Origin of the sequence: Roseovarius lutimaris (assembly GCF_900115165.1) — a bacterium.
Lineage (GTDB): Bacteria > Pseudomonadota > Alphaproteobacteria > Rhodobacterales > Rhodobacteraceae > Roseovarius > Roseovarius lutimaris.
Map to the genome: position 1 here is coordinate 59,827 of NZ_FOVP01000008.1, position 20,283 is coordinate 80,109.

A 20,283-nucleotide genomic window follows, 5' to 3' on the forward strand; every position below is an offset into this window, starting at 1 on the left:
TTGGATCTGACCCCTTCGTTTTCCGAATTTGCCCGCGCCTATGAGGCCGGTAAAAACCAGGTCGTGCATGCCCGCCTGGCCGCCGATCTCGACACACCGGTGAGCTTGATGCTCAAGCTGACGGGGGCGGCGCGCGATGCCTTCATGCTTGAATCGGTGACGGGTGGCGAAGTGCGCGGGCGCTATTCGATCATCGGCATGAAGCCCGATCTGATCTGGCAATGTCACGGCACCACCAGCCGGATCAACCGTCAGGCGCGCTTTGACGTGGACAGCTTTGAGGATCAAAAGGGTGATCCGCTCGCCAATCTGCGCGCGCTGATAGCCGAAAGCCAGATTGATCTGCCCGAGGATCTTCCGGCCTCAAGCGCCGGGCTGTTCGGCTATCTTGGCTATGACATGATCCGCCTGGTCGAACATCTGCCGGATGTGAACCCCGATCCGCTTGGGCTTCCGGATGCGGTGATGTTGCGTCCCTCGGTGGTGGCGGTGCTTGACGGCGTCAAGGGCGAGGTGACCGTCGTCGCCCCCGCCTGGGTCAGTTCCGGGCAATCGGCCAAGGCCGCCTATGCGCAGGCCGCCGAGCGGGTGATGGACGCGATGCGCGATCTTGACCGCGCCCTGCCACAGGCCAGCCGCACCCTTGGCGAGGCCCGTGAAGACGCCCCTCCGATGTCGAATTTCACCCGCGAGGGTTACAAAGCCGCCGTGGAAAAGGCCAAGGATTACATCCGCGCCGGTGATATCTTTCAGGTGGTGCCGAGCCAACGCTGGACCCAGGATTTCCGCCAGCCGCCGTTTTCGCTCTATCGCAGTCTGCGGCGCACCAACCCCTCGCCTTTCATGTTCTATTTCAATTTCGGCGGCTTTCAGGTGGTTGGCGCCAGCCCCGAAATCCTTGTGCGGGTGTTTGGCAACGAGGTCACCGTGCGCCCCATCGCGGGCACCCGCCCGCGCGGCGCGACCCCGGTCGAGGATCGCGCCCTTGAGGCCGATCTTCTGGCCGACAAGAAAGAGCTGGCCGAACATCTGATGTTGCTTGATCTGGGCCGCAACGACGCCGGTCGCGTCAGCAAGATCGGCAGCGTGCGCCCGACCGAGCAATTCATCATAGAGCGCTATAGCCACGTGATGCATATCGTCTCGAACGTGGTGGGCGAACTGGCCGAGGATCAGGATGCGCTTTCGGCGCTTCTGGCGGGTCTGCCTGCGGGCACGGTCTCGGGGGCGCCAAAGGTCCGCGCCATGCAGATCATCGACGAGCTTGAGCCGGAAAAACGCGGTGTCTATGGCGGCGGTGTCGGCTATTTCAGCTCGGGCGGCGATATGGATGTCTGTATCGCCCTGCGCACGGCGGTGGTGAAGGATGAAAAGCTTTATATTCAGGCCGGCGGCGGCGTTGTCTATGACAGCGATCCTGAGGCCGAATATATGGAAACAGTTCATAAATCCAATGCGATACGGCGCGCGGCGGCGGATGCGGCGCGGTTTTCCAAGGATGGCAATAGCTAGGGCGGTTTGACAAAGGTCAAGGCACAGGAGGCTTGACAGGCATAAGTCTGACAGATCACATTCACTTATCGGAATGTAACTGGAGAGGACTTGAACATGTTTTCTATCACCCGACTTTCACGCCTTGCCGCCCCTGCGTTTGTCGCCCTGACGCTGGCATGCAGCCCGCAGATCGGCGCCGCCGAAACCGCACTTGATCTACAATCTCCGGTCATCACGGCGGATCTGAGCAAAAGCAAACAGACCACCCCCGGTCTTTATATCACCGCCGCCGATGCGGGGCCTGTGCTGGCCGATCACCCCAACATGGCGCTGATCGACGTGCGCACCCCATCCGAGACCATGCTGATTGGTTATGCAACGCAGGCGGCGGCTAATATCCCGTCCAAATTCGTCGATCCCGGCCTGGCTTTTGACCCCAAAAAGGGCGTCTACAAGATGATCGACAACCCCGATTTCGTGGCCGGGGTGCAGGCCTGGCTTGCCAGCGATGCCGCCTCGGGCGTCGACACCCTTTTGGTCATGTGCCGCTCTGGCTCGCGCAGCGCGGCGGCGATTGAAAAGCTGGTCAAGGCCGGGGTCGATGTCACGCTTTACAATGTCGTTGACGGGTTTGAGGGCGACAAGGATGACACGGGCGCGCGCACGGTGAATGGCTGGCGCAATGCGGGCCTGCCCTGGACCTATAAGGTACGCGAAGGCCTCTGGCCCGGCCAGAACTGAGGCTTGCAGGCGCGCGCGCGCTCAGGCATCACAGGGGCCATGACCCGGCTGATCCTGTTCAATAAACCTTTCGGCGTGTTGTCGCAGTTCACCGACCGCGGCACTGCCGGAAGCGCGCGCGCAACCCTGTCGGATCATATCGACATCCCCAAGGTATATCCCGCCGGGCGGCTTGATCGCGACAGCGAAGGGTTGCTCTTGCTGACCGATGATGGAAAACTTCAGGCACGGATCGCAAACCCCCGTTTCAAAACGGAAAAGACCTATCTTGTTCAAGTCGAGGGCCTGCCGGATGAAGCCGCCCTTGCGGCGCTGCGCCAAGGCGTGACCCTCAAGGATGGCCCGACCCGACCCGCCAAGGTGGCCCGCATCGAAGCGCCCGAACTCTGGGTCCGAAATCCGCCGGTACGCTATCGCAAATCTGTGCCCGATTGCTGGCTGTCGATCACCATATCAGAAGGCCGCAATCGTCAGGTGCGCCGGATGACCGCCCATATTGGCCACCCCACCCTGCGCCTTGTGCGGTGGCGGATTGGCGAATGGTCGCTTGATGGCATCGCGCCGGGGTCTTGGCGCGATGCCTGAGCGGCCTCAGTATTTGCCAATGTCGAAATTGGTGATCTCGTCCAAAACCTTACCGGCCTTGTCGATCGCCTTGAGATCTACCGTATAACGATTGCCACGCCCCCCCGAACAGGGCGGTAGGTAACCGGGGCTGGCATAATCGCCGCTGGAACGCGCCGCTTTGATCACCCGCGCCCCGCCGGGCAATTTGGCACTCATCCCCGGCACCGCAGGCAGATCGGTCGTCGCGCCCCGTACCGGATAGGCAATCGTACCATGGCCGCCATCGCGCGACAGCGGACCATAGGATTTATCGTTGAAATAGGCCACGATCCAGACCGCCCCCTGAGGAATGCCCGAGACGCGCATCGGCGGGGTGCTGCCCTTGCCGCCATGCAGCTTGCATTGTTGCCCCGCAGGCACCTTGCGGCCATCCCAGCCGCCGGATAATTGCGCGGTCATGTCCGCCATGGCCGTGCTCGCCGCCATCATAAGCCCGCAGGTCAACGCAATGGTTTTCATCTGTCGCTCCTTGTACCTCACCAAAAGAATAGGGTCAGTCTGACCGACTCACGCGCCCGGATCAAGCCCCGCGAGGCCGCCTGCAAGGGCGGAAGAGCGCCCTATTCAGCCAATAGAATGGCCGAGACAGGCGCAAGCGCGACACTGGTGGCACGGTCCTGCAACCCCCAGAGCAACAGCGCGCTGATCGTGTCGGCGCGCAGACGGCCAAGCATGATCACGCCCGTCTCCTCTTGGCCGGCCTTGAACGCGGCCTGATCGAGAAAGCGGCGGATCACGCTGGCATCTTGCCCCTTGGCATCAAAATCGCGAAACACGCTGGCCGAGGGCACGCCTTCGCGCGCCATAAGTTTCTGCGCGGTGTTCAACCCCTTGGGATGCATCACAAGCCCATGTCCGGTCTCTAGCAGGATCGGCGCAAGCTGTTCGGTGGCGGCGCGATCCGATTGCAGGCCGGTGCCGGTGCCCTCCATGATGGCAACCGCTTGCGGCACGGCCTCAAGATAGGCCTGCATGGCCACTTCGGTATCGGTCGCACTTGCCCCTGCGGGCAGATCGGCAAGTGCCAGAACCTCAAAACCAGCCGCCTTGTATCGCGCCGCTGCATCCGTCGCGCCGGGCCAATTGGCATCAACCGCGAAACTCAACGGATAGGGAAAGCTTTGCAACGCCTCAAGGCCGATCGGGCTTGTGCCATCGTCCACGAGGACAATCGCCATAAGCGGCTTGGCCTCGGGGTTTTCGAAGGCGACCGCATTGGCCACAAGCGCGCCGGGGGCGGCTTGCGGCGCCTCGTCCTCTGCGGTGGCGGGATCTTCGGCCTCTGCGGGCGCGTCAGCCTCTGGCGCATCCACAATCGCCGGCAAACGGTTGGTGGTCACGCCTTCGGCGCGATTGGTGATCGTGCCGGCCGGTGGCAGGGTCTTGGCGGGCTCTTCGCCAGCCTGCTCAGCCACCTGCGGGGCTGCATCCTCAATCGGCTCGGGCGTGGCCCCGGCCATAGGTGTCACATCCTGCGCGGCCTCTTCTGGCGCGGCGGCCTCGGCGGTTTTGGGCAAAGTCTCTGTCCCGGCCTCTGGCGCGGCATCCTCTGACACATCCTTGAGTGCGGCGCCGAGGCCTGCGCTGTCTTCGCCGGGGTCGGGTGGCGCGGGCTGGGCCGGGTCGGTGGAAATCGACAGGCCCTGTTCGTCAAACGGCGCCGCGGGCGCGGCGGCTTGCGGGCTTGGCAAAACCGGGCTGTCGGTGCCAACGCTGACCCCGACAGCACTCTCGCCCGCGACCGGGGCCTGCCCCAGACCCTCGGCACCGCCGGTAACCGGTGGGCTTGCGGGCGCGGTATCAACGACGCTGAGCGCCGAGAGATCATCGGGCTCGGGGGCCGCGACCTGCGAGGCATCGCTTGCTTCGGGGCTTGGCTCGGCCTCGGGGAGATCCGCCCTTGTGTCATCCCGATTAAGATCGAATTCCGACCCGGCCGGCACATCAACGCTTGTCGCCTCGGGCGCACCTGCGCCCGGTACATCGGTCAACACCGACACTGTGCCCAACACCAGGGTCGAAACCATGGTTCCCGTGATCATACCTGCCAAAATTCCGCGTGCCACTGCGATTGCCCCCGTTTTTGCCTTTTTCCCGGCCTACCGCCTCTTGACGGTGCCGCGCAAGCCTGAACAAGTATACCGCGACCGAGGCCCCGGCCTCCAGCCCCCTTTGCACAAGGAACGGCACAATGCTGCTATTGATAGATAACTATGACAGTTTCACCTATAATCTGGTCCATTACGTGGGCGAGTTGGGGGCAAAAACCGTTGTAAAACGCAACGATACCCTCAATGTGCAAGAGGCAATGGCGATGCACCCCTCGGGTATCCTGCTCTCGCCCGGCCCGTGTGATCCCGATCAGGCAGGAATTTGCCTGCCCCTGACGCTGGCCGCCGCCGAGGCGGGGATTCCACTGTTCGGTGTCTGCCTTGGCCATCAGACCATCGGCCAGGCCTTTGGTGGCAAGGTGGTGCGCCATTCCGAGATCGTGCATGGCAAGATGGGGCACATTCATCACACCGGCCAGGGCGTATTCGCGGGCCTGCCCTCGCCGTTCGAGGCGACGCGCTATCACTCGCTGGTGGTCGAACGCGCCAGCCTGCCCGAGTGCCTTGAGGTGACCGCAGAACTGAGCGACGGCACGATCATGGGGCTGCAACACCGCGAGCTGCCAATTCACGGTGTTCAGTTTCACCCGGAATCAATCGCCTCGCAGCACGGCCATGCCCTTTTGAAAAATTTCATCGATATGATGAAGGTGCCGGCATGAGCGACCGCCTGAAGCCATTGATCGGGGCCGCGGCTGACCGTGCCCTGACCCGCGACGAGGCGGAAGAGGCGTTTCAGATCCTGTTCGAGGGCGAGGCCACGCCAAGCCAAATCGGCGGCTTGTTGATGGCGCTGCGCACGCGCGGCGAGACGGTGGATGAATACGCCGCCGCCGCCGCCGTGATGCGCGCCAAGTGCAATGCGGTTACCGCCCCCGAAGGCGCCATGGATATCGTCGGCACCGGCGGGGATGGCAAGGGCACGCTCAATATCTCGACCGCGACCGCCTTTGTTGTGGCAGGCGCCGGTGTGCCGGTGGCCAAGCATGGCAACCGCAACCTGTCGTCCAAATCCGGCGCCGCGGATGCGCTTGGCCAGATGGGCATCGACGTGATGGTTGGCGTACCGGTGGTCGAGCGCGCGTTGCGCGAGGTCGGCATTGCCTTTATGATGGCCCCGATGCACCACCCGGCGATGGCCCATGTCGGGCCGGTCCGCACCGAGCTTGGGACGCGCACGATCTTTAACATCCTCGGGCCGCTGACCAACCCGGCAGGCGTCAAGCGCCAGCTCACAGGCGCGTTTTCACGCGACCTGATCCGCCCGATGGCCGAAACCCTGAAACAGCTTGGCGCAACCCGTGCCTGGCTTGTGCATGGCAGCGACGGCACCGACGAGTTGACAATCACCGGCCTGAGCTGGGTCGCGGCGCTTGAACAGGATGGCCAGATCCGCGAGGTTGAAGTACATCCCGAGGATTTCGGTCTTCCGGTGCATCCGTTCGAGGCGATCATCGGCGGCACCCCAGCCGAGAACGCCGCCGCAATGCGCGCGCTTCTGGACGGCAAGCCGGGGGCTTACCGCGACGCCGTCTTGCTGAACGCCGCCGCCGCCCTCGTGGTGGCGGACCATGCCCCGGACCTCAAGACCGGCGTGGAACAGGCCGAGACCAGCATCGACAGCGGTGCGGCACTGGCCAAAATCACCGCACTGGCAAACCTGACATCGGAGGCTAAATGACCACCCCTACCATTCTCGAAAAAATCAAAGCCTATAAACTTGAAGAAGTCGAAGCAGCCAAAGCCGAGCGCCCGATTGAAGATATCGAGACTCTGGCCAATGAGGCCCCCAAGGTGCGCCCCTTTGCCGAGGCCCTCTTGCATGCAGGAAAACAGGGTTATGGGCTGATCGCCGAAATCAAAAAGGCCAGCCCGTCCAAGGGGTTGATCCGGCCCGACTTTGATCCGGCCGCCCTTGCAGAGGCCTATGAGGCGGGCGGCGCGACCTGTCTTTCGGTGCTGACCGACACGCCAAGTTTTCAAGGCGCCCCCGAGTACCTCAAAGAGGCGCGGGCGGCCTGTGAACTGCCGATCCTGCGCAAGGATTTCATCTATGATACCTATCAGGTCGCCGAGGCACGCGCCTGGGGGGCCGATTGCATCTTGATCATCATGGCCAGCGTCAGTGACGCGCAGGCCTCCGAGCTTGAAGAGGCGGCGATGCACTGGGGCATGGATGCCCTGATCGAGGTGCATGACGAAGCAGAGCTTGAGCGTGCAGGCGCGCTCAAATCCCGGATGATTGGCATAAACAACCGCGATCTCAATACCTTCGAGACCACTCTTGATACGACGCGCAAGCTGTCCAAGCTGGTGCCGGTCGACCGGATGATTGTCTGTGAAAGCGGTCTCGCGACCCCCGATGACCTTGCCGATATGGCACGTTATGGCGCTCGGGCTTTCCTGATTGGCGAAACCCTGATGCGCGCCGATGATGTGGCGGCGGCGACCCGCACCATCCTGGCCAACCCGCTGACCGCCGGGGGCATGTGATGGCGGGTGCGACGATATCGGGCCTTACGCATTTTGACGGCAAGGGCGATGCCCATATGGTGGATGTCTCCGACAAAGCCGTCACATCGCGCGTGGCCGTGGCCGAAGGTCACATCAAAATGGCCAAAGAAACGTTTGATATCATTGCAGAAGGTCGCGCCAAGAAGGGCGATGTCTTGTCGGTGGCACGGCTTGCCGGGATCATGGGGGCCAAGAAAACGCCCGATCTTATCCCGCTCTGTCATCCGCTTCCGATCACCAGGGTGGCGGTCGATCTGACGCTTGATCCGGACCTTCCGGGGGTGCGGATCGAAGGCACGGTAAAAACGACCGGCCAGACCGGTGTCGAAATGGAGGCCCTCACCGCCGTCAGCATCACCGCCCTGACCGTCTATGACATGGCCAAGGCAGTGGACAAGGCGATGGAAATCGGCGGTATCCGCGTGACCCTGAAAGATGGCGGGAAATCAGGGCGGTACGAGGCAAAGTGAGTATCAAAGGCCGATCTCTTCAACTCTTCTTCATTGATGGTCGCCCGGACGGCATGTTGACGGCCGAGGTGTTCAACTGGACTGGTCATGTGCTGCGTAGTCCGCGCACTCAACTGAAAGAGGCGCTTTCACGTTCCGAAGTCAAGCATACGGGCGTTTACATTCTTCTCGGTGAAAAAGGTGGCAGACCTCTTGCCTACATCGGTGAGGCCGAAGAAATTTCTACACGTCTAATCAATCACGCGGCCAACAAAGATTGGTGGGAAACCGTGATAGCGGTTACAACCGCAGCCGACAACTTGCACAAGGCGCACGTAAAGTATCTGGAATCGCGCCTTGTGGAGATAGCAAAGAGTGTCAGCGCTACATCTTTGGAAAACGCGAACATCCCCGCAAGAAGTAGCCTTTCGGAGGCGGACATCGCCAACATGGAGTCATTCCTCGAAACCTTGCAGATGGTTCTGCCTGCGATCCGGGTAGATTTGTTTCTGGACAAATCACGTGCCACAACCGCAGAGGATAACAAGGCGATTGCAGAAACAGTGGTTTTTGAAATTGCCTCCCCTAGAATTGGTGTCAACGCGGTGGCCCATCTAAAAGACGGTGAAATGATTGTGCAAGCCGGATCTCTAGCTCGATCCTCTTGGGTTGGCGATACAAAATCTAAAACCCATTACCACAAGCTTTTTGAAGAGCTTTGCGAGATTGGTATATTGGTGGCGTCAGGCGATCACTCGCGCTTTACGAAGGATTACGCTTTTTCCAGTCCAAGCGCGGCTGGAGCTATCGTAAATGGCAGATCAACAAATGGGCGAACGGCCTGGAAGCTTGTTAACGATGGTCGCACATATGCAGAATGGGAAGCAGCCCAATTGGAGCGGAGCATAGGTGAATGATTACCGTTGACGAAGCGCTTGAAAAACTGTTCACGCTGGTCGCTCCACTTGAGAGCGAAGAGGTGCCGTTGGCCGAGGCGGTGGGCCGGGTTCTGGCATGCGACCTGGCCGCGCGCCGCGATCAGCCGCCTTTTGCGGCCTCGGCGATGGATGGCTATGGCGTGCGCGAGGATGAGGCGCAGCCCGGCGCGCGGCTCAAAGTGATTGGCGAGGCGGCGGCGGGACATGGCTTTGACGGCGTGGTCAATCCCGGTCAGGCGGTGCGCATCTTTACCGGCGCGCCTCTGCCCGCGGGCGCCAGCCGCGTGATCATCCAGGAAGATGTAAGCCGCAGCGGTGATCAGATCACCCTGAACGATAATCTTGATCCCAAGCCCCATATCCGCCCCAAGGGCTGTGATTTCGGGGTTGGCGAGGTGATGGGCGCGCCGCGCGTTCTGCGCCCTGCCGATATCGCGCTTCTGGCCTCGATGAACAACGCCACCGTGCCGGTGACACGACGACCCGTGGTGGCCCTTATTTCCACCGGCGATGAACTGGTGATGCCCGGCGAAACGCCGGGACCGGATCAGATCATTGCCTCGAATACCTTTGGTCTCAAGGCGCTGCTTGAGGGCCTTGGCGCCAGAGCGCGGATTTTGCCGATTGCGCGTGATAATATCCCCTCGCTTGAAACGGCCTTCGGGCTTGCGGCGGGGGCCGATCTTGTCGTGACCATCGGCGGGGCCTCGGTGGGCGATCATGATCTGGTCGGTCAGGTGGCGGGCCAGATGGGCATGGATCGCGCGTTCTACAAGGTGGCGATGCGGCCGGGAAAACCGTTGATGGCGGGCCGGATGAGCGGCGCGGCGATGGTCGGTCTGCCGGGCAATCCGGTGTCGGCGATGGTCTGTGGCCAGGTGTTTCTGGCGCCGATGATCCGCGCGATGCTTGGGCTTGGCGCGCAGCGCTCTTCGCGCCTGACAGCGCGCCTCGCAGCCCCTTTGCCACAAAACGGCCCGCGCGAGCATTACATGCGCGCGCGCCTTACCCCCGAGGGCCTTGTCGCCGAAACCCGACAGGACAGCTCGCTGCTTAGCGTTCTGGCCGAGGCCGACGCGCTTTTGGTGCGCCCGGTGAACGACCCCGCCCGCGCGGTGGGTGATAAGGTCGAATACCTCGATTTTTAAAGTCCGGGCCAAGATGCTTGACACAAAACGGGAACATGCATAGAACAAAAGGAAACGCGGCAACCTGAGGGGCGTCCTATGCTGACCAAGAAACAGCTCGATCTTTTGCAATTCATCCATAAACGGGTGCAACGCGATGGCGTGCCACCCAGCTTTGATGAAATGAAGGAAGCGCTTGATCTCAGGTCGAAATCCGGCATTCACCGTCTGATCACCGCCTTGGAAGAGCGTGGCTTTATCCGCCGCTTGGCCCACCGGGCCCGCGCGCTTGAGATCGTCAAGCTGCCGGAAAGCCTTGGTGGCGAGGCGACCCATGGGTTTACCCCCCGCGTGATCGACGGCGATCGCCCGAGCGCACCACAGCCCGCCAATGCCCAGCCGGTCGAGGCGGCTTATGCGATCGAGCTTCCGGTGATGGGTCAGATTGCCGCCGGTGTTCCGATCGAGGCGATTGCCCATGCCAGCCACAGCGTGGCCGTGCCCGGCGCGATGATTTCGGGCTCGGCTGAGCATTATGCGCTTGAGGTCAAAGGCGATTCGATGATCGACGCCGGGATCAATGACGGCGATGTGGTGATCATCCGCGAAACCTCGGTGGCCGATAATGGCGATATCGTCGTCGCCCTGATCGAGGATCAGGAAGCGACGCTCAAACGGTTTTTCCGCAGGGGCAACGCGATTGCGCTAGAGGCGGCAAACCCGGCCTATGAAACCCGTGTTTTGCCTGACGACAGGGTCAAGGTACAGGGCCGTCTTGTCGGGTTGATCCGCAGTTATTGACGTCGTTGCGCGTTATTCCAGAGGCGCACGCCGGTGATTTCGCGCGCGCCTGTGACACGCAGCCCCTTATCGCCATCGTAAAACGCCAGCGACCCGGTTGCGCGCAGGGTGGCGGGACTGATGATATCGCACCCAAGGCCCGCAGGCACCGTTGTTTCGGGGTCTGAGGTCATGATCAACAGCGTCGCGCCATCACAGGTGAGCGGCAGGCGCGCAGCAGCCTTGCCTTGAACAAGTTTGACCGCAAGCCTGTTCGGTAAATTGGCGGGCCAGCGGGCATAGGCCGCCTCCTGCCCGGTGGCGTCGCCATCGTTCTCAAGCCAGTTTTGCGCAACAAACCCGCCGCCGCGCGGCTTGTTCAATGCGCGGCCCTCTGTGGTCATCACCCCCACAAGCGAGCCGCTATCCGAGATCAGCATCACCGGGCGCTCGGCCCCGACCCAGAGCCAGGCCGCCAGCCCCATCGGAATGACGCCGACAAACCGCAACCGTCCCTGCCACAACACAAGCAGTAGCGCGCCAAACGCCAGGGTTGGCAAGACCTCTGGCCCCGGCGCGGGCACAAGCGCACGCGCGCCGTCCAGCGACGCCACCCAATCCGAGACCGCCAGGATCCAGCGCAGGCCAAGCCCCATCGCCCATAGCGCGATCCAGTCAAGGCCAAGCGGCAAGACACAGGCCGCCAGCACCGCCGCCGGCATCACCAGAGCGCCCATCAAGGGCACGCTGGCAAGGTTGGCGATCAACCCGTATTGCGCGAATTGGTTGAAATGTGCGGCCCCCACCGGCGCGGTCGCCGCCCCCGCCACGGCCGATGAAATCACCACCGTCAGAATGGGGCGCAACCAGCGGGGCCCAAGCGCGATCTGCGCATCTCGCAGCCAGCCGAAGACAGCAACAAGCGCGACCGTAGCGGCAAACGACATCTGGAACCCCGGCCCCATCAGCGCCTCGGGGCGCAGACACAGCACGATGATCGCCGCCACCGCCACCGCCCGCAAACTCAGGGCGCGTCGATCCAGCATCACCGCGATCAGCATCACCGCGACCATGACAAAGGCGCGTTCTGTGGCCACATTCCCCCCGGATAGCCCAAGGTAGGCCGCCGCCGCCACAAGCGCCATGACCGCGGATATCTTTTTACCCGGCAGGCGCAGGCCAAGGCTTGGCATCGCCGCAAACCCAAGCCGGAACGCCGCGAACACGAACCCCGCCAGCAACCCCATATGCAGGCCTGAAATGGCCAGAAGATGCGCGAGATTCGACACCCGCATCGCCGCCAGGGTGTTTTGATCAAGGCCAGAGCGGTCGCCGGTCATGATGGCGGCGGCAAACGCCCCCTCCTGCCCCGCAAGGCGCGCCTGAACATGGGTCGAGAGCGCCATGCGCGCGCGAAACAGCCATTGCGCGCCGCGCGCAGGCGCAATCGCGAGGACCGGCACACGGGTATAGCCGACCGCGCCGATCTGCTTGAACCAGGCGTGACGCTGAAAATCGAAACCGCCGGGCTCGACCGGGCCACTTGGCGGCGAAAGATGGGCGGTCATCATCACCCTTTGCCCCGGTTTGACGCTGAAATGCCCCTGATCGCCGTGCAGGGACACGCGCACGCGGGTGGGCACGCGATCCGGCGCGGTTCTCGACAAAATGACCCGATCCAGCGTCAGGCGCAGCGCATCCGAGGCAGAGCGGTCAATCGCCACCACCCGACCCTCGACCGGGCCGTAATAGCGCCAGCCAAGCACCGGCCCCGCCACAAGATGCGCCCGCAACCCCGCCAGGCAGAGCCCCGCCAGCAAAAGCGCCCCCGCAATCGCCAGCGGGCCGCTCCATGCCGCGCCGCGCCAGCCAAGAATCGCAAGACAAAGCGCCCCTACGGCGGCCCCGAAAAGCCATGTCAACGACGGCTCTGTGCGCAGCCCGAAATACCCGCCGATGCCACAGGCAAGCGCCACCGGCACCCAGCCAAACAGGGCGCCGCGCTGGATCAACCAGTTTCGCTCGATCACTTGCCAGACGCCGGACACTTGTCACCCCCGTGGCGGGCCGATAAACAGAGATCAACGCTAGCCCCCTCATCGTTACCGAAAGGTTAATCTTGCCCATGTCCCAACAGGTCGTGACCCGTTTTGCCCCGTCGCCTACCGGATATCTGCACATCGGCGGCGCGCGCACGGCGCTTTTCAACTGGCTGTTTGCGCGGGGTCATGGCGGCAAGTTTTTGTTGCGGATCGAGGATACCGACCGTGCGCGCTCGACCCCCGAAGCGACCCAGGCCATTCTTGACGGGCTCGCCTGGCTTGGGCTTGAGCACGACGGCGAGGTGATTAGCCAGTTCGAGCGCGCCGGGCGCCACCGCGCCGTCGCGCTAGAGCTGCTGGCGGCGGGCAAGGCCTATAAATGCTTCTCGACCCAGGACGAGATCCAGACCTTTCGCGACACCGCCCGCGCCGAGGGCAAATCGACCTTGTTTCAAAGCCCCTGGCGCGACGCGAGCCCCGATATGCACCCCGAGGGCGCGCCCCATGTGATCCGTATCAAGGCCCCGCGCGAAGGCAGCACCGTGATCCGCGACCGCGTTCAGGGCGATGTCACCATTCGCAACGATCAGCTTGACGACATGGTGCTTTTGCGCGGCGATGGCAATCCGGTCTATATGCTGGCGGTGGCGGTAGACGACCACGATATGGGCGTGACCCATGTGATCCGTGGCGATGACCACCTCAACAATGCCGCGCGCCAGATGTTGATCTACACCGCGATGGGTTGGCCGCTGCCGGTCTATGCGCATATTCCGCTGATTCACGGGCCAGATGGCAAGAAGCTAAGCAAACGCCACGGTGCGCTCGGGGTCGAGGAATACCAGAAGATGGGTTATCCTGCGGCGGGCATTCGCAACTATCTGACGCGGCTTGGCTGGGGCCATGGCGACGATGAATTCTTCAGCGACGAGCAGGCCAAGGCCTGGTTTGAACTTGAGGGAATCGGCAAGGCCCCGGCACGGCTGGATTTCAAGAAGCTCGAGAATCTCTGTGGTCAGCACATTGCGGCCATGCCCGATGCTGCACTGCTGCATGAATTGACCGAATTCCTCGCTGTAACCGGCCAACCGGCCCTAACTGCGGCAAAGGTAGCTCTGTTTTCGGACGCGATGTACTGCCTGAAAGAACGCGCCAAGACCTTCCCGGAACTTCTTGATAAGGCGGAATTTATCCTATCCGATCGCCCGATCCAACCAGACGGGAAAGCCGCGGCGCAACTGGATTCTGTATCCCGTGGTATACTGGGTGAATTGACGCCGCAGTTGCAAAATGCTAAATGGGCGCGTGGAGATTTGGAAGCTTTGGCGACCCAATTCGCCGAAGACAACGGAATGAAGTTCGGCAAACTGGCCGGCCCCCTTCGGGCGGCGCTGGCCGGGCGCAGTGCGACACCCAGTGTGTTCGACATGATGCTGGTTCTCGGGCGTGATGAAACTATCGCCCGACTGACCGATGCAGCCGCTGGCGGGGATTAACCCTCTGGTAAGGCAATTACGTTTATCCAGTCCCCGGGCCATAGGCTGCGCGGACGTTGAGAGGGAGAATCCTGATGGCAGAAGACAAAAGATCGGCGAAGCTTGAGGTTGGCGGAAAGACCTATGACCTTCCTATTTTTTCGCCGACGGCGGGCCCCGATGTTATCGACATTCGCAAGCTCTATGCGCAGGCAGGCGTGTTCACCTATGACCCCGGCTTTACCTCGACGGCATCCTGCGACAGCACGATCACCTATATCGACGGCGAAAAGGGCGAGCTTTTGCATCGCGGTTATCCGATTGATCAGCTGGCCGAGAAATCACATTACCTCGAAGTGTGCTACCTGCTGCTTTACGGTGAATTGCCAAGCCCCGCACAGCTAGAGGATTTCGAAGGCCGGGTCACCGGCCACACCATGATCCATGAGCAAATGATGTATCTTTTCCGTGGCTTCCGCCGCGATGCTCATCCAATGGCGATTATGGTGGGCGTGGTCGGCGCGATGTCGGCCTTTTATCATGACAGCACAGATATCAACGATCCATGGCAGCGCGAAGTCGCCTCGATCCGGATGATCGCAAAGATGCCGACGATTGCGGCGATGGCCTATAAATACACCATCGGCCAGCCGTTCGAGTATCCGCGCAACGATCTGGATTACGCCTCGAACTTCCTGCGCATGTGCTTCGCCGTGCCGGCCGAGAATTACGAAGTGAACCCGATTCTGGCGCGCGCCATGGACCGGATCTTTACCCTGCATGCCGATCACGAGCAGAACGCCTCGACCTCGACCGTGCGCCTCGCGTCAAGCTCGGGGGCGAACCCGTTCGCCTGTATCGCGGCGGGCATTGCCTGTCTCTGGGGGCCCGCGCATGGCGGCGCCAATCAGGCCTGTCTTGAGATGCTCCAGGAAATCGGCACGCCGGATCGTATCCCGGAATTCATCGCGCGCGCGAAGGACAAAAATGATCCCTTCCGCCTTATGGGCTTTGGTCACCGGGTCTACAAGAACTTTGATCCGCGCGCCAAGGTCATGAAACAATCGGCCGATGAGGTGCTCGATCTGCTTGGAGTGGAAAACAATCCCACCCTTCAGGTCGCCAAAGAGCTTGAGAAAGCCGCCCTTGCCGATCCGTATTTCACCGAAAAGAAGCTGTTCCCGAATGTCGACTTCTATTCCGGCATCATTCTTGAGGCGATGGGATTTCCGACCTCGATGTTCACACCGATCTTTGCGCTGTCGCGTACGATTGGCTGGATTTCGCAGTGGAAGGAGATGATCGGCGATCCGCAACTCAAGATCGGTCGCCCGCGTCAGCTTTATAATGGCGCAACCCTGCGCGACTATGTCGATATCGAGAATCGCTAACGCCCGCCGTGCCAGATAATCAAAAGGCCCGAGCCTCAGGTTCGGGCCTTTTTTGGCCAGAGCGTATCTAGCGCCCCTCGAATTTCGCCGGACGTTTTTCCAGAAAGGCCATCACGCCCTCTTTAAAGTCGCGCGATTGCCCGCAGGCGCCTTGCAATTTCGCCTCAAGGTCAAGCTGGCTATCCATGGAATTGTCCCAGCTGCCGCGAATGGCGGCTTTGACGTGGCCATAGGTCTTGCTCGGGCCTTGCGCCAGATGCGCGGCGCGGGCCTGCCAATGGGCCTCGAAGCTGTCATCCTCCACCGCCTCCCAGATCATGCCCCAATCGCTGGCCTGACGCGCGCTGATTGGTTCGGCAAAAAGGGCGGCGCCCATAGCCTTGGCACTGCCCATCTGACGCGGCAGGAAATAGGTGCCCCCGGCATCGGGGATAAGGCCGATCCGGGTAAAGGCCTGAAGGAAATAGGCGCGCTCGGTGGCGATGACCACATCGGCAGCAAGCGCAAGATTGGCCCCTGCCCCCGCCGCCGGCCCGTTGACGGCGCTAATGGTTGGCACCGGGCAATCGGTGATCGCGCGCAGCATCGGCACGTATTCGTCGCGCAGCACACGTTCCAGATCAAGCGCGGTGGCATTGCCGCCATCGCTCAGGTCCTGCCCCGAGCAGAACGCCTTGCCGTTGCCCGTGAGCACCACAACACGCGCGCGCCGTCCGGCATAGGTGACGGCATCGGTGATCTCGGCGCGCATCAGTGTGTTGAGCGCATTCATCTTGTCAGGCCGGTTCAGGCGCAAGGTCGCGACATCTGCGTCGATCTCAAGGGTGATGGTCTGATAGTCTTTCACGGGTGCGGCCTCCGGCATAAATGTTCAGGCGCATCAAAGCGCAGCATTGGCCCGGCGCCAAGCGAAACCGCGCGTCACTCTTTCAGGATTTCACGCAGCCGATCTTCCTCGGCCTCGCTCAGCTTTGCCACGTCGGGTTCCGGCGTGGTGGAGCGGCGGCGCAGATAAAGCCCGCCAAGGATCAACCCGACCGCAAGCATCGACGGCCCGGCCAGCCAGAGCAGGATATTCGCGCCCCCTGTGCCGGGTTTCAGCAGGACATATTCGCCGTAACGATCAACGATGAAATCCACCGTCTCCTCGTTGCTGTCCCCCGCCACAAGCCGTTCGCGCACCAAAAGACGCAGATCGCGGGCAAGTTCGGCGTTGGAATCGTCGATGCTTTCGTTGCGGCATACAAGACAGCGCAGGCCAGACGAGATATCGCGCGCCCGCGCCTCTAGCGCCGGATCGTCAAGGATCTCGTCAGGCTGCACCGCCCAAAGCGGCGCCGCCATCAGGCAGAGCACAAGGACAAGCCGCTTCATTCCGCAGGCACCCCGGTTGCGGGGGCCCGTCGTGCACCCGCCGCGACCCGGTAACGCCGGTCCGTAAGGGACAAAAGCCCGCCAAAGGCCATAAGCAACGACCCGCCCCAGATCCAGTTCGCGAGCGGTTTGTAATAGCTGCGCACCGCCCAGCCCCCGCCCTGTTGTGGATCGCCGATCACCACATAGATGTCGCGCAGGAACCCGTTGTTCAGCGCCGCCTCGGTGGTTGGCATCTGCGCCACGGGATAGTTGCGCTTTTCCGGGTACATGGTGGCGATCTCGCGGCCATTTTCGCTTAAGGTGAAGGTGGCCTTGGTGGCGATGTAATTCGGCCCATTCAGCCGCTCGACCTGATCAAGGCGAAGGCCATAGCCCGCGATTTCAAGGTCTTCACCGACCTTGAGCACGCGAATATCCTCGACCTGCCAGGCCATCATCGCGGCGATCCCGGCCATGGTCACGCCAAGCCCGGCATGGGCCACCGATTTGCCCCAATCGGCGCGCGGCAGGCGCATCAGACGACCAAACCGCGCGCCCAAAGCGCCGCGCCCGGTGCGCGACCAGATATCAACCGCCGAGCCACCAACAAGCCAGGCCGCAAAGAACAGCCCCACCGGCCCAAGCGCAGATGTGCCGGTCTGCATCGCAAAGGCCAATGCGCCGATGGCGATGGCCAGGGCAAACACCCCGCGCAATTGCCGCAGCACCCGGCCAAGCGTTGCGCGTTTCCACGACATCATCGCGCCAACCGGAAGGACAAGCCCCAACAACACCATGAACGGCGTGAAGGCCATGTTGAAAAACGGCTCGCCTACTGAGAGCTTGCGATCAAACGCCATTTCGGCGACCAGAGGCCAGATCGTACCGACAAAGACCACAAAGGCCGCGACTGCCAGCAGGATATTGTTGAGCAAGAGCATCGATTCGCGGCTGACAAGGCTAAACACGCCCTTGGCCTGCATCACATTGGCGCGCGCCGCAAAAAGCGTGAGCGCCCCGGCCATGAAGACCGCCAGAATGGCGAGCAGGAACACACCGCGCTCGGGGTCTGTGGCAAAGGCATGCACCGATGTCAGAACGCCAGAGCGGGTGATAAAGGCGCCGACCATCGAGAATCCGAAGGCGATGATCGCCAACAGGATGGTCCAGCTCTTGAGGCTTTCGCGCTTTTCCACCACGACGGCGGAATGCAACAGGGCGGCGGCAATAAGCCAGGGCATGAAGCTTGCGTTTTCAACCGGGTCCCAGAACCAGAAGCCGCCCCAGCCGAGCTCGTAATAGGCCCACCAGCTTCCCAATCCGATGCCGATGGTCAGAAACACCCAGGCGGCCAGGGTATAGGGGCGCACCCACCGCCCCCAGGCCGCATCGACGCGCCCCTCGATCAGGGCGGCGACGGCAAAGGAAAACGTCATCGAAAGACCGACATAGCCCAGATAAAGGAACGGCGGATGAAAGGCCAAACCGGGATCCTGCAACAGCGGATTAAGGTCATTGCCGTCAAACGGCGGCACCGCCACGCGCAAAAACGGGTTTGATGTCAGAAGGATAAAGCCGAAAAACGCCACTCCGATCATTGCCTGCACCGCCAGGACCCGCGCCTTGAGGCTGGGCGGAAGGTTACCTCCGAACCACGCGACCGAGGCCCCGAACAGCGCCACGATCAGCACCCAAAGCAGCATCGAGCCCTCATGGTTGCCCCAGACGCCGGTGATTTTATAGAGCATCGGCTTGGCCGTATGGCTATTGAGCACCACAAGCCGGAGCGAGAAATCCGAGGTCACAAAGGCCCACATCAGGGCGCCAAAGGCCACGCCAGTCAGCACAAGCTGAAGCGTTGCGGCGGGTTCGGCAACGGCCATCCAGCCGGGCCATCGTTTATACGCCCCCACAAGCGGGATGGTCGCCTGAAAGCAGGCAACCAGAAAGGCGAGGATAAGGGCGAAATGTCCGAGTTCTGTAATCATGGCCTGAGTATAGGCCAGGCCTGCGCGCGGGCCAATCGTAATCAACCGCGCGCGCGGATCACATTGTCGCGGGGGTCTCAGGCGCGGCTGCGGTTCCAATCCTCAAGCGCCGGGTTGTCCGCCGGGGCCAATACCGCAAGCGCCAATGGCGCGTCGGACCGGGTTTCGGCCATGCCGGGGCTATCGGCGCGCAATTGCCGCAGGGTCGTGATCGTCTCGGCCACCTGCGGCGTGCGCGCGATTGTCGCGGTAATTGAGCGCTGAAAGTCCTGGCCCTTGGTCTGATAGCGGGCCCCGAAATAAAAGCTGACGATCGCCCCCAGAAGCCACCACAGCGGTTCGGGCACAAGCGATAGCCCCGCCATCCGCTCGCCAAACCAGAGCGGATCGACCATCGCCGCCACAAAAAGCCCAAGCGTGCCAAGTGCCATCGCCGGGCGCGGAACGCGGTTCAACCCGTCGATTAAGCGGTCGAACGCGCCCCGGTTCTCAAGCTTGAATTCACCGGCCATCTGTTCAAGCGCGGCGCGCTGTGTCTCGATGCTGCGCTGATCGGCGGCCTCGGCGTTGACACGAAACACCTCTGCGGTTTCGCGCACCACGTTTGCGCCGCCACCAAACAGCGCCCTCAGAATATCAATTACCATGCTGCCACCCGTGTGTTGAACTCTGCCGTGCTCAGATGAAACCGGGGCGCGATGAACTCTTCCGCGCGCCTGATCCAGCCGCCCTTGCCACCCGCCTTCGTGCGCGCGAACTTGCGGCTTGCCTGGCGACCATCGGCAAGGCGGAAATAGTAATTGCGCCGCGCGATCCCGTAAGCATCGGCGATATGATCGGGGGCGGCGCGGGTGGCGGTCTCGGCCGCTCTGACGGTCTGCGGCCCGATCACCCCGTCGATATCCGCCTCCTGCCCCATGTCGCGCATAAGCCGTTGCAGGATCTTCACCGCATTGGCGCCCGCGTTGACATACATGTCAAACACGCTGGCCTGAAGCGGGTCCGGCAGGCGGGCGATGCCAGGGCGATGATAGTAGTGGTCGACGAAAATCTCGACCGCATCGGCGCGGGTCAGCGCGCGCACATCACGCTGATCCACCACCCCGTCTTGCGTCAGGTCCAGCCCAAGCCGGCGCAGGGTGTGAATGGTCACGCCAAACTTGGTCGCGCCCCCCGGATCGTCGGGATCGTTGACATATCCGCCCTCGCGGGCGACGATTTCTTTTGCGATTTCCGTGACTGTCTGCATG

At 62.1% G+C, this 20,283-nt stretch carries 20 protein-coding genes; 12 read left to right on the forward strand and 8 right to left on the reverse strand.

What is annotated here, in order from left to right; all coding sequences use genetic code 11:
- From trpE to BMZ91_RS08470, 3 genes are all read left to right on the forward strand, one after another.
- Positions 1-1,512 carry an anthranilate synthase component I gene (gene trpE / locus BMZ91_RS08460; RefSeq protein WP_092837053.1) on the forward strand — a complete coding sequence of 504 codons (1,512 nt, stop codon included), beginning with the start codon at positions 1-3 and terminating at the stop codon, positions 1,510-1,512.
- A 96-nt stretch (positions 1,513-1,608) separates the two neighbouring features.
- The gene (locus BMZ91_RS08465) at positions 1,609-2,235 is read left to right on the forward strand and encodes a rhodanese-like domain-containing protein (RefSeq protein ID WP_245736265.1); all 627 of its coding nucleotides are present in this window, start codon (positions 1,609-1,611) and stop codon (positions 2,233-2,235) included.
- Between the two features lie 39 nt (positions 2,236-2,274).
- On the forward strand, positions 2,275-2,820 hold the full coding sequence (locus BMZ91_RS08470) for a pseudouridine synthase (protein WP_092837056.1): 546 nt from the start codon (positions 2,275-2,277) through the stop codon (positions 2,818-2,820).
- 6 nt (positions 2,821-2,826) lie between these two features.
- Here the strand turns inward: BMZ91_RS08470 and BMZ91_RS08475 are convergent, their stop codons facing one another.
- Positions 2,827-3,321, reverse strand: a complete 495-nt coding sequence (locus BMZ91_RS08475) for a hypothetical protein (protein WP_092837061.1) — start codon at positions 3,319-3,321, stop codon at positions 2,827-2,829.
- Positions 3,322-3,422: 101 nt separating this feature from the next.
- Positions 3,423-4,904: a divergent polysaccharide deacetylase family protein gene (locus tag BMZ91_RS08480; protein WP_092837064.1), complete on the reverse strand. Its 1,482-nt coding sequence runs from the start codon at positions 4,902-4,904 to the stop codon at positions 3,423-3,425.
- A gap of 149 nt (positions 4,905-5,053) precedes the next feature.
- Between BMZ91_RS08480 and BMZ91_RS08485 the strand changes: the two genes are divergently transcribed.
- The 7 genes from BMZ91_RS08485 (at position 5,054) to lexA (ending at position 10,802) form a co-directional block, all read left to right on the forward strand.
- Positions 5,054-5,635 carry an anthranilate synthase component II gene (locus tag BMZ91_RS08485; protein WP_092837067.1) on the forward strand — a complete coding sequence of 194 codons (582 nt, stop codon included), beginning with the start codon at positions 5,054-5,056 and terminating at the stop codon, positions 5,633-5,635.
- Entirely contained in the window at positions 5,632-6,654 is a 1,023-nt protein-coding gene (gene trpD / locus BMZ91_RS08490) for an anthranilate phosphoribosyltransferase (RefSeq protein ID WP_092837070.1), read from the forward strand. Before BMZ91_RS08485 ends, trpD begins: the two co-directional genes overlap by 4 nt.
- Positions 6,651-7,466 (forward strand): indole-3-glycerol phosphate synthase TrpC, encoded by an 816-nt coding sequence (gene trpC, locus BMZ91_RS08495; RefSeq protein ID WP_092837073.1) that lies wholly within the window; start codon positions 6,651-6,653, stop codon positions 7,464-7,466. The genes trpD and trpC overlap by 4 nt, the downstream gene beginning before the upstream one ends.
- Positions 7,466-7,957 (forward strand): cyclic pyranopterin monophosphate synthase MoaC, encoded by a 492-nt coding sequence (moaC, locus tag BMZ91_RS08500; RefSeq protein ID WP_092837076.1) that lies wholly within the window; start codon positions 7,466-7,468, stop codon positions 7,955-7,957. The genes trpC and moaC overlap by 1 nt, the downstream gene beginning before the upstream one ends.
- The gene (locus BMZ91_RS08505; RefSeq protein ID WP_218145656.1) at positions 7,954-8,853 is read left to right on the forward strand and encodes a GIY-YIG nuclease family protein; all 900 of its coding nucleotides are present in this window, start codon (positions 7,954-7,956) and stop codon (positions 8,851-8,853) included. The genes moaC and BMZ91_RS08505 overlap by 4 nt, the downstream gene beginning before the upstream one ends.
- Positions 8,850-10,022 carry a molybdopterin molybdotransferase MoeA gene (locus BMZ91_RS08510; RefSeq protein WP_092837079.1) on the forward strand — a complete coding sequence of 391 codons (1,173 nt, stop codon included), beginning with the start codon at positions 8,850-8,852 and terminating at the stop codon, positions 10,020-10,022. Before BMZ91_RS08505 ends, BMZ91_RS08510 begins: the two co-directional genes overlap by 4 nt.
- Positions 10,023-10,100: 78 nt before the next feature.
- A complete protein-coding gene (lexA, locus tag BMZ91_RS08515) occupies positions 10,101-10,802 on the forward strand; it encodes a transcriptional repressor LexA (RefSeq protein WP_092837082.1) in 702 nt (233 codons plus the stop codon).
- On the opposite strand, the gene BMZ91_RS08520 is transcribed toward lexA, so the two are convergent.
- Positions 10,796-12,829 (reverse strand): ComEC/Rec2 family competence protein, encoded by a 2,034-nt coding sequence (locus tag BMZ91_RS08520; protein WP_092837086.1) that lies wholly within the window; start codon positions 12,827-12,829, stop codon positions 10,796-10,798. The two genes, lexA and BMZ91_RS08520, sit on opposite strands and share 7 nt — an antisense overlap.
- 77 nt (positions 12,830-12,906) lie before the next feature.
- Here BMZ91_RS08520 and gltX point away from each other — a divergent pair, with 77 nt between their 5' ends.
- Together gltX and gltA are read left to right on the forward strand one after the other, a co-directional pair.
- Positions 12,907-14,319 (forward strand): glutamate--tRNA ligase, encoded by a 1,413-nt coding sequence (gene gltX, locus BMZ91_RS08525; RefSeq protein WP_092837089.1) that lies wholly within the window; start codon positions 12,907-12,909, stop codon positions 14,317-14,319.
- 74 nt (positions 14,320-14,393) lie between these two features.
- A complete protein-coding gene (gene gltA, locus BMZ91_RS08530) occupies positions 14,394-15,689 on the forward strand; it encodes a citrate synthase (protein ID WP_092837092.1) in 1,296 nt (431 codons plus the stop codon).
- Positions 15,690-15,756: 67 nt separating this feature from the next.
- On the opposite strand, the gene BMZ91_RS08535 is transcribed toward gltA, so the two are convergent.
- The 5 genes from BMZ91_RS08535 to BMZ91_RS08555 form a co-directional block, all read right to left on the reverse strand.
- Positions 15,757-16,554 (reverse strand): enoyl-CoA hydratase-related protein, encoded by a 798-nt coding sequence (locus BMZ91_RS08535; protein WP_092837095.1) that lies wholly within the window; start codon positions 16,552-16,554, stop codon positions 15,757-15,759.
- A gap of 56 nt (positions 16,555-16,610) precedes the next feature.
- Positions 16,611-17,063 carry a cytochrome c-type biogenesis protein gene (locus BMZ91_RS08540; RefSeq protein ID WP_092837098.1) on the reverse strand — a complete coding sequence of 151 codons (453 nt, stop codon included), beginning with the start codon at positions 17,061-17,063 and terminating at the stop codon, positions 16,611-16,613.
- On the reverse strand, positions 17,060-19,033 hold the full coding sequence (locus BMZ91_RS08545; RefSeq protein ID WP_092837332.1) for a heme lyase CcmF/NrfE family subunit: 1,974 nt from the start codon (positions 19,031-19,033) through the stop codon (positions 17,060-17,062). Before BMZ91_RS08545 ends, BMZ91_RS08540 begins: the two co-directional genes overlap by 4 nt.
- 77 nt (positions 19,034-19,110) lie before the next feature.
- Positions 19,111-19,680 carry a holin family protein gene (locus BMZ91_RS08550; protein ID WP_092837101.1) on the reverse strand — a complete coding sequence of 190 codons (570 nt, stop codon included), beginning with the start codon at positions 19,678-19,680 and terminating at the stop codon, positions 19,111-19,113.
- Complete coding sequence (locus tag BMZ91_RS08555) at positions 19,674-20,282, reverse strand: holin-associated N-acetylmuramidase (protein WP_092837335.1); 609 nt, start codon at positions 20,280-20,282, stop codon at positions 19,674-19,676. Before BMZ91_RS08555 ends, BMZ91_RS08550 begins: the two co-directional genes overlap by 7 nt.
- Position 20,283 lies beyond the last annotated feature (1 nt).